Origin of the sequence: Micromonospora sp. WMMA1976 (assembly GCF_027497335.1) — a bacterium.
GTDB classification, from domain to species: domain Bacteria; phylum Actinomycetota; class Actinomycetes; order Mycobacteriales; family Micromonosporaceae; genus Micromonospora; species Micromonospora aurantiaca.
The window spans coordinates 6,525,417-6,539,624 of sequence record NZ_CP114912.1 but is presented as its reverse complement, the minus strand read 5'-3'; the positions used below and the strand labels follow the sequence as shown (position 1 = coordinate 6,539,624).

General features: G+C 73.9%; 17 protein-coding genes and 1 tRNA gene. 12 read left to right on the top strand and 6 right to left on the bottom strand.

All coding sequences use genetic code 11. The annotated features are described in order from the left end of the window. Nucleotides 1-140: 140 nt before the first annotated feature. A complete protein-coding gene (locus O7546_RS30345; RefSeq protein ID WP_194802099.1) occupies nt 141-497 on the top strand; it encodes an STAS domain-containing protein in 357 nt (118 codons plus the stop codon). 10 nt (nt 498-507) lie between these two features. Here O7546_RS30345 and O7546_RS30340 read toward each other — a convergent pair whose 3' ends face one another. Then, nucleotides 508-1,776: an MFS transporter gene (locus O7546_RS30340; RefSeq protein ID WP_281600321.1), complete on the bottom strand. Its 1,269-nt coding sequence runs from the start codon at nt 1,774-1,776 to the stop codon at nt 508-510. A 49-nt stretch (nt 1,777-1,825) separates the two neighbouring features. Here O7546_RS30340 and O7546_RS30335 point away from each other — a divergent pair, with 49 nt between their 5' ends. The 4 genes from O7546_RS30335 to O7546_RS30320 all read left to right on the top strand — a co-directional run bounded on the left by O7546_RS30335 (nt 1,826) and on the right by O7546_RS30320 (nt 3,741). Then, a complete protein-coding gene (locus O7546_RS30335; RefSeq protein ID WP_281600320.1) occupies nt 1,826-2,509 on the top strand; it encodes a FadR/GntR family transcriptional regulator in 684 nt (227 codons plus the stop codon). A 40-nt stretch (nt 2,510-2,549) separates the two neighbouring features. Then, nucleotides 2,550-3,020, top strand: coding sequence for a large conductance mechanosensitive channel protein MscL (gene mscL, locus O7546_RS30330; protein ID WP_120572143.1), 471 nt, complete (start codon nt 2,550-2,552; stop codon nt 3,018-3,020). 77 nt (nt 3,021-3,097) lie between these two features. Further along, nucleotides 3,098-3,346: a hypothetical protein gene (locus tag O7546_RS30325; RefSeq protein WP_026268772.1), complete on the top strand. Its 249-nt coding sequence runs from the start codon at nt 3,098-3,100 to the stop codon at nt 3,344-3,346. Nucleotides 3,347-3,375: 29 nt separating this feature from the next. Further along, nucleotides 3,376-3,741: a hypothetical protein gene (locus tag O7546_RS30320; protein WP_194802101.1), complete on the top strand. Its 366-nt coding sequence runs from the start codon at nt 3,376-3,378 to the stop codon at nt 3,739-3,741. Here the strand turns inward: O7546_RS30320 and O7546_RS30315 are convergent. After that, the gene (locus tag O7546_RS30315) at nt 3,704-4,939 is read right to left on the bottom strand and encodes a benzoate/H(+) symporter BenE family transporter (RefSeq protein ID WP_194802102.1); all 1,236 of its coding nucleotides are present in this window, start codon (nt 4,937-4,939) and stop codon (nt 3,704-3,706) included. The genes O7546_RS30320 and O7546_RS30315 overlap by 38 nt on opposite strands. Nucleotides 4,940-4,997: 58 nt before the next feature. Here O7546_RS30315 and O7546_RS30310 point away from each other — a divergent pair, with 58 nt between their 5' ends. The 5 genes from O7546_RS30310 to O7546_RS30290 all read left to right on the top strand — a co-directional run bounded on the left by O7546_RS30310 (nt 4,998) and on the right by O7546_RS30290 (nt 9,763). Next, the gene (locus O7546_RS30310; protein WP_194802103.1) at nt 4,998-5,561 is read left to right on the top strand and encodes an XRE family transcriptional regulator; all 564 of its coding nucleotides are present in this window, start codon (nt 4,998-5,000) and stop codon (nt 5,559-5,561) included. Nucleotides 5,562-5,654: 93 nt separating this feature from the next. Next, the gene (locus O7546_RS30305) at nt 5,655-6,374 is read left to right on the top strand and encodes a protein phosphatase 2C domain-containing protein (protein WP_194802104.1); all 720 of its coding nucleotides are present in this window, start codon (nt 5,655-5,657) and stop codon (nt 6,372-6,374) included. A gap of 52 nt (nt 6,375-6,426) precedes the next feature. Further along, entirely contained in the window at nt 6,427-7,626 is a 1,200-nt protein-coding gene (locus O7546_RS30300) for a GNAT family N-acetyltransferase (RefSeq protein WP_281600319.1), read from the top strand. Nucleotides 7,627-7,665: 39 nt separating this feature from the next. Continuing rightward, complete coding sequence (locus tag O7546_RS30295) at nt 7,666-8,415, top strand: ZIP family zinc transporter (RefSeq protein ID WP_194802106.1); 750 nt, start codon at nt 7,666-7,668, stop codon at nt 8,413-8,415. 205 nt (nt 8,416-8,620) lie between these two features. Beyond that, complete coding sequence (locus tag O7546_RS30290; RefSeq protein WP_281601195.1) at nt 8,621-9,763, top strand: hypothetical protein; 1,143 nt, start codon at nt 8,621-8,623, stop codon at nt 9,761-9,763. A gap of 456 nt (nt 9,764-10,219) precedes the next feature. On the opposite strand, the gene O7546_RS30285 is transcribed toward O7546_RS30290, so the two are convergent. Then, complete coding sequence (locus tag O7546_RS30285; RefSeq protein WP_281600318.1) at nt 10,220-11,302, bottom strand: NAD-dependent epimerase/dehydratase family protein; 1,083 nt, start codon at nt 11,300-11,302, stop codon at nt 10,220-10,222. A 37-nt stretch (nt 11,303-11,339) separates the two neighbouring features. Next, entirely contained in the window at nt 11,340-11,492 is a 153-nt protein-coding gene (locus O7546_RS30280) for a hypothetical protein (protein WP_281600317.1), read from the bottom strand. 183 nt (nt 11,493-11,675) lie between these two features. On the opposite strand from O7546_RS30280, the gene O7546_RS30275 reads away from it, so the two are divergent. Further along, nucleotides 11,676-12,044, top strand: a complete 369-nt coding sequence (locus O7546_RS30275) for a DUF6223 family protein (protein WP_281600316.1) — start codon at nt 11,676-11,678, stop codon at nt 12,042-12,044. Nucleotides 12,045-12,075: 31 nt separating this feature from the next. Here O7546_RS30275 and O7546_RS30270 read toward each other — a convergent pair whose 3' ends face one another. Together O7546_RS30270 and O7546_RS30265 are read right to left on the bottom strand one after the other, a co-directional pair. Next, entirely contained in the window at nt 12,076-12,738 is a 663-nt protein-coding gene (locus O7546_RS30270) for a response regulator transcription factor (protein WP_194802109.1), read from the bottom strand. Beyond that, nucleotides 12,735-13,901, bottom strand: a complete 1,167-nt coding sequence (locus tag O7546_RS30265) for a sensor histidine kinase (RefSeq protein ID WP_281600315.1) — start codon at nt 13,899-13,901, stop codon at nt 12,735-12,737. The genes O7546_RS30270 and O7546_RS30265 overlap by 4 nt, the downstream gene beginning before the upstream one ends. Before the next feature lie 131 nt (nt 13,902-14,032). Here O7546_RS30265 and O7546_RS30260 point away from each other — a divergent pair. Further along, nucleotides 14,033-14,104: transfer RNA gene (locus O7546_RS30260), tRNA-Lys, on the top strand. The last annotated feature ends 104 nt before the right edge of the window (nt 14,105-14,208 follow it).

Here is a 14,208-nt window from a genome sequence, read left to right as displayed (position 1 = left end):
GACGGGCGGACTCTATCACCGGAGGCTGACGCGGTACTTGTCGCGGAGCAAAGAATGATCGACCGCACCTGTGACCGCTCCCGTTCTGCGCGGCGCGCCCAACGTGGGATACCGTTTCCCCGAACACAGGAGGTCGACGAATGTCCTTGACGGTGCACACGGAACAGCGCGGCGACGTGGTCGTCGTGTCGGTCGCGGGCGAGCTGGACATGGCCACGGCACCGCAGCTCCAGGACCAGATCACGGATCTGCTGGACAAGGGGCGCAGCCGCCTCGTCTTCGACCTGGCCGATGTCTCGTTCTGCGACTCCACCGGCCTGTCGGTGTTCGTCCGGGCGAAGAACAACTGTGACGAGGTCGGCGGCGTGGTCCGGCTGGCCGCCCCGCAGCGCGGCGTGCTGCGCATCCTCGAGGTCAGCGGCCTGGTCGAGGTGCTGCACACGTACCCGACGGTCGAGCAGGCCGTCGCGGGCGATCCCACCCCGGCCTCCTCCTGACCGATCCCGCTCAGCGCTCGTCCTCGATGTAGCGGGGACGGGCGATCACCATGCCCGCCGCCGTCTGCACGGCCAGCGCCACCAGCAGGAAACCGATCGGGGCGGTCCAGCCGCCGGTCGCCTCGTAGAGGATGCCCACCAGCAGCGGTCCGAGCGCCGCGATCACATACCCGGTGCTCTGCGCGAACGCGGACAGCGCCACGGTGCCCTCGGCGGTCCGGGCGCGCAGCCCGATCGTGGTCAGGATGAGCGGGAACGCGCCCTGGCCGAGCGCGAGCAACAGCACCCACAGCGGCGCCAGGCCGCGCGGGGCCAGCGCCAGACCGGTGTACGCGGCGGCGGAGAACACGGTCAGCGACAGCACCAGCGGGCGCAGCGTGGCCAGCCGGCCGGCGAGCGTCGGCATCATCAACGCCACCGGCACGCCCAGCGCGGTCACCCCGGCCAGCAACAGCCCGGCTGCCTCCGGCCGGTAGCCGGCGTCCCGGAAGAGCTGGGCCAGCCAGCCCATGATCGCGTACCCGCTGAGCGACTGCGCCCCGAAGTACACCGCCATGGCCCAGCCGAGCCGGGTCCGGGCGGGCTGCACCCGGGCCGGGGCGGCGACGACCACCGCCGGGGGCGCGTTCCGTCGTGCGGCGCGGGCCCGCAGCGCCAGCGGCACCCACGGGAGTACGGCCAGCGCGGCCAGCCCGGCCCAGATGCCGAGTCCGGCCCGCCAGGAGCCGAACGCGTGGGCGATCGGCACGGCTGCGGCCGCGGCCACTGTCGTGCCCACCGTCAGGGCCATCGTGTACGCCCCGGTGACCAGTCCCGTACGGTGCGGGAAGTGCTGCTTGACGAGCATCGGCAGCAGGATGTTCGCCACCGCGATGCCGGCCAGCGCGAGCGCGCTGGTGAGCACGAAGACGGCCGCCGAGCCGGTGACCGCGCGCAGCACCTGCCCGGCGGTGAGCGCCAGCATGGCCAGCACCAGCACCCGGGGCGCGGCCCAGCGGCGGACCAGCCACGGGGTGAGCGCGCCCAGCCCGGCGAACGCGATGGTGGGCAGCGTGGTGACCAGGCCGGCCATCGCGCCGGACAGCCCCAGCCCGACCCGGATCTCGTCGAGCAGGGCGCCGAGGCTGGTCACCGCGGCCCGCAGGTTCAGCGCGACGAGCAGCATCCCGGCGAGCACCAGCAGACCGCCCCGGAGCGGGCCGGCCGCAGGGGCGGGGCCCGCCGCGGGGGTGACGCCCGGTGCGGGCACTGTCGCGGCGGGCGCAGGTGGCGGAGTCATGACCTCGAACCTACAATCATGGGATGAATTTCGGCATGAGGTGTAACCGGTGACACCCGCCCGGGATTCCGTCGCCGCTCCTCCGCGCGGCCACCGGGTCCGCCAGACGATCGAGCAGCTCCGGGAACGGATCCTCGGCGGCGAGTGGCCGGTCGGTGGGCGCATCCCCACCGAGCCGCAACTGGTCGCCGCGCTCGGCGTCGGGCGGAACACCGTTCGCGAGGCGGTCCGGGCGCTCGTGCACGCCGGGGTGCTGGAGTGCCGGCAGGGCTCCGGCACCTACGTGGTGTCGACGGACGAACTGGCACCGGTGGTGGCCCGCCGGCTCACCGACGACCGGATGACCGAGGTGATCGAGGTCCGGCGCGCGTTCGAGGTGGAGGCCGCCCGGCTCGCCGCGCTGAGGCGTACCCCCGAGGACCTGGTGGCGCTCGACGGCGCGCTCGCGACCCGGGAGGCCGCGTGGCGCGGCGGCCGGGTGGACGATTTCGTCGAGGCGGACGCCGCGCTGCACACGGTCGTGGTGGCGGCCGCGCACAACGCCATGCTCGCCGAGCTGTACGCCTCGGTCGGAGCCGCGCTGCGCAGCACCGTGGCCCAGGCGATGGGCGAGGCGCTCACGCCGGAGCGGTACGTGGACCACGGGCGGCTGGTCGAGGCGATCCGGGACGGCGACCCGCAGCGGGCGGCGATCGAGGCCGGTGCTTTTCTCGAAGGGCCCGCCGGGGAATAGGTTGTCCCCGACGCAGACTCATCAGGGCACGGGAGTACGGATGCTCAAGGGCTTCAAAGACTTCATCATGCGCGGCAACGTCGTCGACCTGGCGGTCGGTGTCGTCATCGGCGCCGCGTTCACCGGCGTGGTTACCCAGCTCACCAAGTCGTTCCTGGAACCGCTGGTGCGGGTGTTCATCGCGCTGATCACCGGCAGCAAGAACGGGCTCACCGGCTCGACGCCGACGTTCCGTGAGATCCCGTTCGACTGGGTGGCCTTCGTCAACGCGGCGATCACGTTCCTGCTCACCGCGGCGGCGCTGTACTTCCTCGTCGTCTACCCGATGAACAAGCTCGCCGAGCGGCGCAAGCGCGGCGAGGAGCCGCCGCCGTCGGCCCCGAGCGAGGAGGTCAAGCTGCTCACCGAGATCCGCGACGCGCTGCTCGCCGGCAACCACGGCACCCCCGGCCAGCGCAGCGCACTGGACGACGTGCTCGGCCGCCGGCAGGAGCCGCCCGCGCCGCGCTGACGCCATAGCCGATCGGCCCTCGCGGGAATCCCGCGGGGGCCGACGTGTATCGAACACATGTTCGATAGAGTCCGGGCATGGAGCAGCGTAGGCACTGGTGGAACGGGAAATGGGGACGCCTCGCCCGGCGTGACGTCTTCCTCCGGGTGGACGGCGACCGCTGGCACGTGGAGCAGCGGGCCGGCGGCGCCGAGGGGGTCTCCCGGTTCTACGAGCACGCCAGCGTCGAGGAGGCCGAGGAGACGGTCCGCGCGCTGCTGGACGGCACCGACACCTGGCGCGAGCTGTCCCCCCGCCCGCCGGGCGGCTGGGCCCCGTCCGTTTAGCGCCCGCGCGCCCCGGGAACCGCTTCTGCATGAGCCAGCAGCAGGACACCGTCTCCCGGGTCACCACCGGCATGCGGGTGGTCGACTCCGCAGGCGTCGAGGTGGGCACAGTCGATCTCGTGCAGCGCGGCGACCCGGCCGCGGTGACAGTGCAGGCGCCCGCCCCGGTCGACCCGGGCAGCAGCCTGGACGAGCTGATCGAGTCGGCGGCGGCCGAGGAGCCCGACGTACCGGCCGACCTGGCCGCCCGGCTGCTGCGCGACGGCTACCTCAAGGTCTCCACCGAACTGGTCCGCACCGGCGCGGTCTACGTGCCCGCCGACCGGATCGGCGCGGTGAACGACGGCGCGGTACGCCTCACCGTCCCGGCCACGGAGCTGCCCGCCGAGGAGTGACGCCGACCTCCTCCGCCTCGACCGGTGTGGCCTGACCCGGCACGGACGGGGCCGCGCGGCGGCGGAACAGCAGCAGCATCAGCCAGCCCGCGACCAGTCCCCAGAACGCGCCGCCCACCCCGAGCAGGCTCACCCCGGAGGCGGTGACCACGAACGTCACCACCGCCGCCTCCCGCGCGTCCGGCTGGGCGACCGCCGCCGTGACCGCTCCGGCCAGCGCGCCGAGCAGGGCGAGCCCGGCGACGGCCTCGACCAGCACCGGCGGGGAGAGCAGCACCAGGGCGGTCGCCACGCCGGCGCCCAGGCCGAGCAGGGCCAGGCCGATCCCGGCGGTGACCGAGGCGATCCAGCGCCGCTCCGGGTCGGGGTGGGCGTCCGGGCCTGCGGCCAGCGCGGCGGTGATCGCGGCCAGGTTGACCGCGTGGCCGCCTGCCGGGGCGCCGAGCACGGTGGCGAGCCCGGTCACCCGCAGCGCGGAGCCCAGCGGGGCCCGGTAGCCGTACCCGGCGAGCACTGCGGTGCCGGGCACGTTCTGGGCGGCCATGGTGACCAGGAACAGCGGCAACGCGAGCCCGACGACGGCGGGCAGCGTCCAGGCCGGCGCGGTGAACGCGACGACGGGTGCGGCGTCCAGCCGGGCCGGGCCGGTGGTGGTGAGCGCGATCGCGACCACTGCCACGGCGAGCGCGCCCGGTACCGCCCAGCGGCGGGCGAACCGGTGCAGCAGCAGCCAGACCAGCACCACCGGCCCGGCCAGCCGGGGCACCTCGACCAGGGCGCGTACCGGTGCCGTACACAGCGGCAGCAGCACCCCGGCGAGCATGGCGGAGGCGATCGGGGCCGGGATCGCGGCGACCGCGCGGCCGAGCGCGGGGATCAGCCCGGCCGCGACGATCAGCAGGCCGGCGAGCAGGAAGGCGCCGACCGCTGCGGGCCAGCCGCCGGGGACCGGCCCGGTGGCCACGAGCAGTGCCGCGCCCGGCGTGGACCAGGCGATGGCGAGCGGCAGCCGGTGCCGCAGGCCGAGCCAGACCGCGCAGGCGCCGCTGGCGACGCAGAGCGCGAGCAGGCCGGAGGCGGCCTGGTCCGGTTCGGCGCCGACCGCGCGCAGCCCGGCCAGGACGACTGTGAACGAGCTGGCGAATCCGACCAGGGCGGTCACCACGCCGGCCAGGACGGGTTGGAGCCGGCCCCCCATGCTCTCCTCCTCCGGCCGTTCCGTTTACGGAACGGCACGGTGTAGCACGATAGCCCCCATGACAGCCGCCGCACCAGCCGACGACCGGGGCGCCCTGGAGGTGGGCCGGCGCATCCGCTCGCTCCGCAGCGAGCGGGGCATCTCCCTGTCCGAGCTGGCCCGCCTCGCGGGCGTCGGCAAGGCCACGCTCTCCGGCCTGGAGAACGGCGTGCGCAACCCCCGGCTGGAGACCCTGTACGCGATCACCGCGCAGCTCGGCGTACCGCTGACCGCCGTGCTCGCCACGCCCGACCACGCGCCGACCGTACGCGGGGCCGCGGTCGGCGCCACGCTGCTGGAGGTGTTCGACGACCGGGAGGCGACATACGAGCTGTACCGGATGCGGGTCGCGCCGGGGCCGGCGCAGCTCTCCCCCGCCCACTCCGACGGCGTGACCGAACACGTGACGGTCTTCTCCGGCGTACTCCGCGCCGGCCCGGCCGACGCCCCGCTGACCGCCGGTCCCGGGGGCTACCTGCGGTGGACCTCCGACGTGCCGCACACCTACGCGGCGGTGGGCGAGGAGGAGGTCCACGCGAGCCTCCTGCTGCGCTATCCTCGTCCGTCCACACCGGACAGTTGACGTATACCCAGGATGCAAGCTGATGACATTTCTTTCAGCAGACCCGCCAGCGCGTGCAGACGCGGACCCGTTCTTCTTGGCAAGCTTGTCCTCATGACGCTCATCCTCCGCTCGGCCATCCTCAACGACGTCGGCCTCGTCCGGACCAACAACGAGGACTCCGCCCTCGCCGGTGACCGCCTCGTGGCGGTGGCCGACGGCATGGGCGGGCTCCCCGCCGGCGAGGTGGCCAGCGAGATCGTCATCCGGATCCTGGACGAGCTGACGCCGCCCACCGGCGCCGACGAGGCGGCCGACGCGCTGCGCGCCGTCGTCAGCACCGCGAACCAGCGCATCCGCGCGGCCATCACGGTGGACCCGGCCCGCGACGGCATGGGTACGACGCTCACCGCCGCCCTGCTCGCCGGCGACACCCTGGTCCTGGCCCAGGTCGGCGATTCCCGCTGCTACCTGCTGCGCGACCACGAGCTGACCCAGCTCACCCGCGACGACACGTTCGTGCAGGCGCTCGTCGACCAGGGCGCGCTCTCCCGCGACCAGGCCCGGCACCACCCGCAGCGCTCGCTCGTCACCCGCGCGGTGCAGGGCTCCGACGCGCCGCCCGCCGTCGGCGCGCTCACCGTCTTCCCCGGCGACCGGCTGCTGCTGTGCAGCGACGGCCTCTCCGACTACGTGGAGGACGCCGCCATCGCGGCGGCGCTCGCCACCTACGGGGACCGCCAGCAGTGCGGCGAGCAGCTGGTGAAACTGGCCCACCAGGCCGGCGCGCCGGACAACGTGACTGTGGTCATCTCGGACGTCACCGGGGCGTGAGCGGGCGCCCTTTCCGGTTGCGGACCGCGCCCGGTGCGGTTGGGATGAACGGATGCGCATCCGCCGGCTGGCCGCCGATGAACGACTGACCACCAGCTTCCCGCTCCAGGCGTACGCGTTCGAGGCCTCGCCGATGGGCGCCACCCGCACCGACCAGTTCCGCGCGTACCTGCCGTACAACGCCGGGAACACGACGCTGGTGGCCGAGGAGGACGGGGTCACCGCGGCGGCCGTGTCGGCGATACCGATGCGGCAGAACCTGCGCGGCGCGGTGCTGCCGATGGCCGGTGTCGCCGGCGTGGCCACTCATCCGCTGGCCCGCCGGCGCGGCCACGTCCGCACGCTCATGCAGCAGCTCCTCGACGGCGTGCGCGACGAGGGCCACCAGCTCACCGCGCTGCACCCGTTCCGCGCCTCGTTCTACGAGCGCTTCGGCTACATCGGGCTGCCCCGGCGGCGTACCGCGATCTTCAACCCGGCGGACCTGGCGCCGCTGCTGCGCGCCGAACTGCCCGACGAGCTGGTCTGGGAGCGGATCGGCGCGGGGTATGCGCGGTGGCGCGCGTACACCGAGCGGTGCCTGCGCGAACGCCACGGCTTCGCGGTCTTCCCGGACTTCCGGGCGGTCGGGCTGCGCGACCGGGACGACCGTTGGCTGGTCAGCGTGGTGCGCGGCGGCGAGACGGTCGGCGCGGTGACCTACCGCATCGACGACCACGCCGGCACGCTGTTCGCCGACGACCTGCTGGTCGACGACGCGTACGCCCGCGCGTCGGTGCTCCAGTTCTTCGCCCGGCACGTCGACCAGGTGGCCCGGATCAGCGTCCAGGTGACCCCCGACGAACTGCCCGAGCTGTGGCTCACCGACCTCGACGTGCAGGTGGAGGCGCGGGTGGCCCGGCCCGACCCGACCGCGCCGATGGCCCGGCTGCTCAGCCTGGACGCGCTCGCCGAGCAGCCGGTCGGGGTCGGCCGGGTACTGGTCGAGGTGGTAGGCGACCGGTGGCTCGCCGGTCGCCACCTGCTCGACGGCACGACCGGCAAGCTCGCGGTGCTGCCCGCGCAGACCGCCGCCGAGGGCAGCGTGCCGACCGCGCGGCTCACCGCCGCCGGGCTGTCCGCCCTGGCGTACGGGGTGCTCGACCCGGCCGAGGTGGTCGTACGCGGACTGGGCGAGGTACCCGTGGACGCGGCCGGTGAGCTGCGCCGCCTCTTCCCCCGCGAACTTCCGCACCTGTTCGCCGACTTCTGACCCGGTTGACGGCACGCGGCCGGGGGTAGGGTCCAGCGCGTGCCGGAGTGGCTGGAAGCGGGATTCTGGGGCCTGCTCGCCGGGTCGGCCCTGCTGATCGGGGCGGCCGTCGGGTTCTTCGCGCGCGTACCGCGCCGGATGACCGCCTCGGTGATGGCGTTCGGGGCGGGCGTGCTGCTCTCCGCCGTCTCGTTCGAGCTGATCGACGAGGCGCACGAGCAGGGCGGCCTGCGGCCGGTGGTGATCGGCGCGGCGATCGGCGCGCTCGCGTACACCGGGGCGAACGTGCTGCTGGCCCGGCACGGCGCGCGGCACCGCAAGCGTTCCGGCGACGAGCAGCCCTCCGAGCAGGAGCAGCCCGGCTCGGGTACGGCCATCGCGGTCGGCGCGCTGCTCGACGGCGTACCCGAATCGGTGGTGATCGGCGCGAGCCTGCTCGCCGGCGGCCCGGTCAGCCTGGTCACCGTCATCGCGGTGTTCCTCAGCAACGTGCCGGAGGGGCTGTCCAGCGCGGCCGGCATGCGGCAGGCCGGGCGTACCCGGCGCTACGTGTTCGGGCTGTGGACGGCCATCGCGTTGATCTCCGGCGCGGCGGCGCTGGCCGGGTACACACTGCTGGGCGGCGCGCCGCCCGAGGTGCTGGCGACGATCACCGCGCTCGCGGCGGGCGCGATCCTCGCGATGATCACCGACACCATGGTCCCGGAGGCGTTCGCCGACGCGCACCTGCTGGTCGGGCTGATCACCGTGCTCGGTTTCCTTGTCGCGTTCGCGCTCTCGCACGCCTGACCGTCGCACGCGGTGCCGTTGGCGCTGCCTGCCGCCGCGCGGTTCCGACTCGGGCTCGGGCTGCGGCTCCGGTGCCGGCTGTAGCTGTGGCTGCGGCGCCGGTGTCGGCTGCGGCTGCGGCTGCGGCGCCGGCTTAGCGGCGGGTTAAGGATCGGCTGTGGAGTCGTGCCGGGGCGGCCGGTCCTCCTAGCATCGGGCGGTGCGCGTGAAGTCGGCTGTCACTCTGCTCGTCCTCGCCCTGGCGACGGCGACGCTGCCCGCCTGCGGCGGCGAGGATCAGGCCGTCGCGCCCGCCGCCGGCGCCGCCGGTTCGTCGGCCAGTCCGGCAGCCGCCCCGTCGCCCACCCCGGACGAGCGTTCGGGACTGGGTAGCGCCCGGCCGAGCCCCACCCCCGCCACCGTGGCGTTCCGCGCCGGCAACCCGGCCGGCCGGGCCGCCGTACCGGCAGAGGCGCGACCGGTGGACACCTCACGCCCGACCCGTACCGTCGGCAGCGGCACCCCGGCGAGCTGCACCTCGGAGGCGGTGGTGAAGGCCGTCGCGGCCGGTGGCCTGATCACCTTCGACTGCGGGCCCGCGCCGGTCACCATCACCATGAAGGCCACCGCGAAGGTGGTGAACTCGCACGGCCCGCGCGTCGTGCTGGACGGCGGTGGCACTGTCACGCTCAGCGGCGGCGGCAAGCGCCGGATCCTCTACATGAACACGTGCGACGAGGCGCAGGGCTGGACCACCTCGCACTGCCAGAACCAGGACCACCCGCGGCTCACCGTGCAGAACCTGACGTTCGCCGACGGGGACGCCACGGGCGAGCGGAGCGAGGGCGGCGGAGGCGGCGCGATCTTCGTACGCGGTGGGCGGTTCGCCGTGATCAACTCACGGTTCGTCGGCAACCGCTGCGACCGCACCGGCCCGGACCTCGGGGGCGCCGCGCTGCGCGTACTGAGCCAGTTCGAGAACAAACCGGTGTACGTGGTGAGCAGCACCTTCACCGGCGGGGTGTGCGCCAACGGCGGGGCGCTGAGCAGCATCGGTGTCTCCTGGACGGTGCTGAACAGCGTCTTCCGCGACAACCGCGCGGTCGGCACAGGGGCGAACCCGGCCCGGGGCGGCACACCGGGCGGCGGCAGCGGTGGCGCGATCTACTGCGACGGCAACGAATTCGCGGTGCGGATCGCCGGCACGGTGATCGAGGACAACAGCGCGAACGAGGGCGGTGGTGCGATCTTCTTCGTCAGCAACAACCGCACCGGCACCCTGAAGATCGACAGCAGCACCCTGCGGCGCAACCCCAGCCGAGGCTTCGAGACAAGAGGCCACCCCGGAATCTTCTTCCTGGGCGCCTAGATCTCCTGACCCGCCCACACCCGCGCCTCGCCCTGCGCTGCCTCGCGCGGCTCGGCTCGCCTCGTCGATCATGAAGTTGGCGGCCTCCCCGTCGGCGTGTCGTGCCGTCAACCTCATGATTGCCGCCTGAGCACCCGGCCTGCGCACGCCGCTCCCACCCCACCCTGTCGATCATGAGGTTGACGGCTCCGTCATCGGCGTGTCGCCCCGCCAACTTCATGATCACCGAGCAATCCCCGCCTGGAGAGTGGCCGCTCCGCCCTCGCGCCTGCCCCCCTTGGGCTCGGTGATCAAGGGGTTTGTGTCCTGGTTGATCTCTGCGCGCGACACAAACTCCTTGATCAACAGGGCGAGGGCGGGGTAGGGCGAGGCGGGGTGGCGGCGAGATAGGGCGAGGGCGGGGTGGCCCGAGGCTGGAGCCGGATCGGACAGGTGGCGGGCAGGCGAAGGGTGGGGTCAGTAGGGGTTGGGGTGGCCGGGGAGGTGGCCTCTGGTCAGGGCGGCGGGCCGGCCGGGGAGCGTCGGGTCGGGGGACAGCGGCGGGGAGTCGGTGCCGGCCCGAGCGGCCATGCCGGCGAACAACTCCTTCAGGGCGGTCACCGTGTCGATGCTCGGGCTCCACCCGAGTTCGGTCTCGGCGCGGTGGCTGGACATCAGCGGCACGTTCAGCGCCAGGTCGACCCACCCGGTGTCGACGGGTTGCAGCCGCGCCCGCCACGTCACCGCCGCCGCGGCGCGCAGCACCGGCACCGCCACCGGCAGCGTCCAGCCGTGGAAGTGCCGGGCCACCAGCTCCGGCCTCAGCACCGGGTCGGCCGCCACGTTGAAGGCGCCGCTCGCCTCCCCCACGACCGCCCGGGCGTACGCGTCCGCCACGTCGTCGGCGTGCACCGCCTGCATCCGGAGCCGCCGGTTCGAGGGCACCAGCGGAATCCGGCCGTACCGCAGCAGGCGCACCGGCACCAGCGGGCCGAGGAAGTAGCGGCTGATCTCCGTACCGGCCTCCCGCTGGAAGATCAGCCCGGGCCGCAGCCGTACCACGCGCAGCTTCGGGTGCTCCCGCTGCACGCCGTCGAGCAGTGCCTCGACCTCCGCCTTGTCCCGGCTGTACGACGACGTCTCCACCCCGGTCGCCGGCCAGTTCTCGCTGACCGGGTGGTTCTTCGGGCCGGGCGCGTAGGTGCCGACAGACGAGGCGTACACCAGGGCCGGAACGCCGACCCGGACGGCGGCCTCGATTACCGCGCGGCTGCCGCCGACGTTTGTCCGGTGGAGCGTGCGCCGGTCGTGGCTGGGCTGGATCTGCCAGGCCAGGTGCACTACCGCCCGCGCCCCGGCGAAGATCCGCACGAGCTGGTCGGCGGCACCGGGTGCACCGATGTCGCAGGAGTGCCACTCCACGTCGTCGTACGGCTCACCGGCGTCCGGCCCGGGCAGCCGGCGGGCCACGCCGACCAGCTCGGTGCCCGCCTCCCGCCGCAGCCGGCGCAGCACCGCCGTCCCCACGTTGCCGGTCGCCCCCACGATCACGATGCGCATGAGGGGTGCGGTACCCGCTGAACCGGGCAGCAACCGCTCACGGACGGGGGTTCGTGTTCAGCGGCAGCCCGCACAGCGTCTGGTTCCGGCCCGGCAGCCAGGCGTGCACCTCACCGCCGGGCCGGCGTACGCCGTCGTCGCCCGGCACCTCGGGGGACGCCGCCACAGCGGCGGTGCTCGTGACTCGCATGGTCGCCCAGGTTCCCCGGCCGCCGCCGTTCACGCCCGGCAACGACAACCCCTGGGGTACGCGGGCGCAGCGCGTACTCCCGTGGTGGTAGCCCGATCGACGACTCCGGGGCGACGACCGGTGGCGATGCCCGTCCATACGCTGCCGCCGTCACCACTTGCCGCGACCCGAGGGAGTCCCAGAATGTCCATGCACCTGCTCGCCGGCGCAGTCGCCCCGGCCGCGCACACTTCGCTCGCCGCCGGGGGCATCGGCGGCTCCGGGCGGGTCGGCGCCACTGTCTTCGCCGTGGTGGCCCTGGCCAGCGTGGTCGTCGGCGGACTGGCACTGAGCCGCTCCCGCCGCGGGGCGGGCGAGGGGCGCGTCCAGGCCCTGGTGGCTGCCGCGGCGGGAGTGGTCGGCCTGGTCCTGAGCGCGTGGCACCTGGCGCTGACCACCGAGGGCCTCGGCAGCGGCCAGGGCCGGGCCGGCGCGGTCGCCGGGGTGGCGCTGGGGCTGATCGGTGCGGTGCTGGGCGGGGTGGCGCTGGCCCGTTCCCGGCGCACCGCCTGAACCGGTCGCTGGCGTCGGCCCGGCGGCTCGGTCAGGAGGCGGTGAGCCAGCCGGGGACGGTGAGCCCCGACTCGTACGCGAGCACCACCAGCTGAGCCCGGTCCCGTACCCGCGTCTTGGTCATGATCCGGCTGACGTGCGTCTTCGCGGTGGCCGGGCTCAGCACCAGCCGGGCCGCGATCTCGTCGTTCGACAGGCCGGCGGCGACCAGGGCGAGCACCTCCCGCTCCCGCTCGGTGAGCGCGTTCAGCCGGGGGCCCGGGTCCGGATGTCGGGTCCGGGCGGCGAACTCGGCGATCAGCCGGCGGGTGACGGCCGGGGCGATCAACGCGTCGCCCCGCGCCACCACCCGCACGCCGTGGATCAGCTCCGCCGGCTCGGTGTCCTTGACCAGGAAGCCGCTCGCGCCGGCCCGCAACGCGCCGTAGACGTAGTCGTCCAGGTCGAACGTGGTCAGGATGATCACCCGGGCGGCGGTGCCGGCGACGATCTCCCGGGTGGCGGCGAGCCCGTCCAGCAGCGGCATCCGGATGTCCATGAGGACGACGTCCGGACGCAGTTCCCGCACCAGCCGTACCGCCGTGGCGCCGTCGGCGGCCTCGCCGATCACCTCGATGCCGTCCTCGCCGTCGAGGATGGAGCGGAAGCCGGCGCGTACCAGAGTCTGGTCGTCGGCGAGCAGCAACCGGATCATGTCGTCTCCCCCTGTGCCGCGCGTGGCGCCGGGATCGGCAGCAGGGCGGGCCGCAGCGGAAGGCGGGCCCGCACCAGGAACCCGCCGTCCGGACCCGGCCCGGTGGTGAGCGAGCCGCCCAGCGCCCGGGCCCGCTCGCCCATGCCGAGGATCCCGTTCCCGGGCGGGCCGGCGGGACCGGCGCCGTCGTCCGCCACCTCCACCAGCACCTCGTCGCCGTCCGGCACGACCCGGACCACCGCCGTGGTCGCGCCCGCGTGACGGCTCACGTTGGTGAGCGCCTCCTGGACGATCCGGTACGCGGACAGATCCACCTCCGGCGGCAGCGGCCCGGTCTCCGTCACCTCGGTACGCACCGTCAACCCGCGCCGCCCGGCCGTCGTGACCAGCTCGTCGAGGCGGTCGAGGCCGGGGACGGGCCGGCTCGGCGTCGTACCCTCCTGCCGGAGCACGCCGAGCGCCGCCCGCAGCTCGCGCAACGTCTCCCGGCTCGTCTGCTTGATCACCGTGAGTGCCTCCGCCGACCGCTCCGGATCGGGCCGGTGCAACGCGGCGCTCGCCTGCACGCTGATCAACGACAAGTGGTGGCCGAGCAGGTCGTGCAGCTCGCGGGCGATCCGTAGCCGCTCCTCGGTGGCCCGGTGGCGGGCCTCCTCCTCCTTACGCTGCTCGGCGGCGAGCACCCGGGCCTGCACCTCGGCGAGATAGGCCCGCCGGTTGCGGGTCACGCCGACGATGACCGCGACCAGCCAGCCGGCGTGCAGCAGCGTCGCGCCGTTCCCACTGACACCGGTCCGGGTGTAGCTGTCGGCGACGGCGAACGAGACGACAGAGGCCAGGCCGAGCCCCACCGCGACCGCGAGGTGCCCCTCGTCGACGACCGTGTACAGCGCCACGACGAACACCAGCATGATCGGCCCAGGGCGGTGAAGCAGGGCGCCGTACGCGGCGACAGCGGCCAGCGCTGCCACACCCACCGCCACGGGGTGTCGCCGGCGCAGGTAGAGCGCGCCGGAGGAGGCCAGGACGACGAGCAGCGCCACGAACTCGGCGGTGGTGTCGATGCCCTCCGACTGCACCACCAGGCCGAGCAGGGCTACCAGGGCGACGGCAGGCACCAGTGCGGCTTTTGTCTTGAGGCCGTGCCGGTGCCAGCTCGACATTGCCGAAGCGTAGCGGTCCGGGGACGCAGCGGAGGGCCCCGAAGCGGCGTCGTGTGGTGCCGGAGTGTGGTCGGGAGGGTCGGTGCGCGACGCACGCCGGGCTGATCGGGTTCGGGTAACCTGTGCCGTGCGGGCCGCTAGCTCAATGGCAGAGCTGTGGACTTTTAATCCATAGGTTCAGGGTTCGAGTCCCTGGCGGCCCACTCAACAGCGCATCTGAGCTGCGGGAAGATGTCAATCGGGCAGAACTGGCCGAACCCGGCAGCCGCATGCGGCTTGACGAGTGCGCGCAGACGATGCGGCAAGC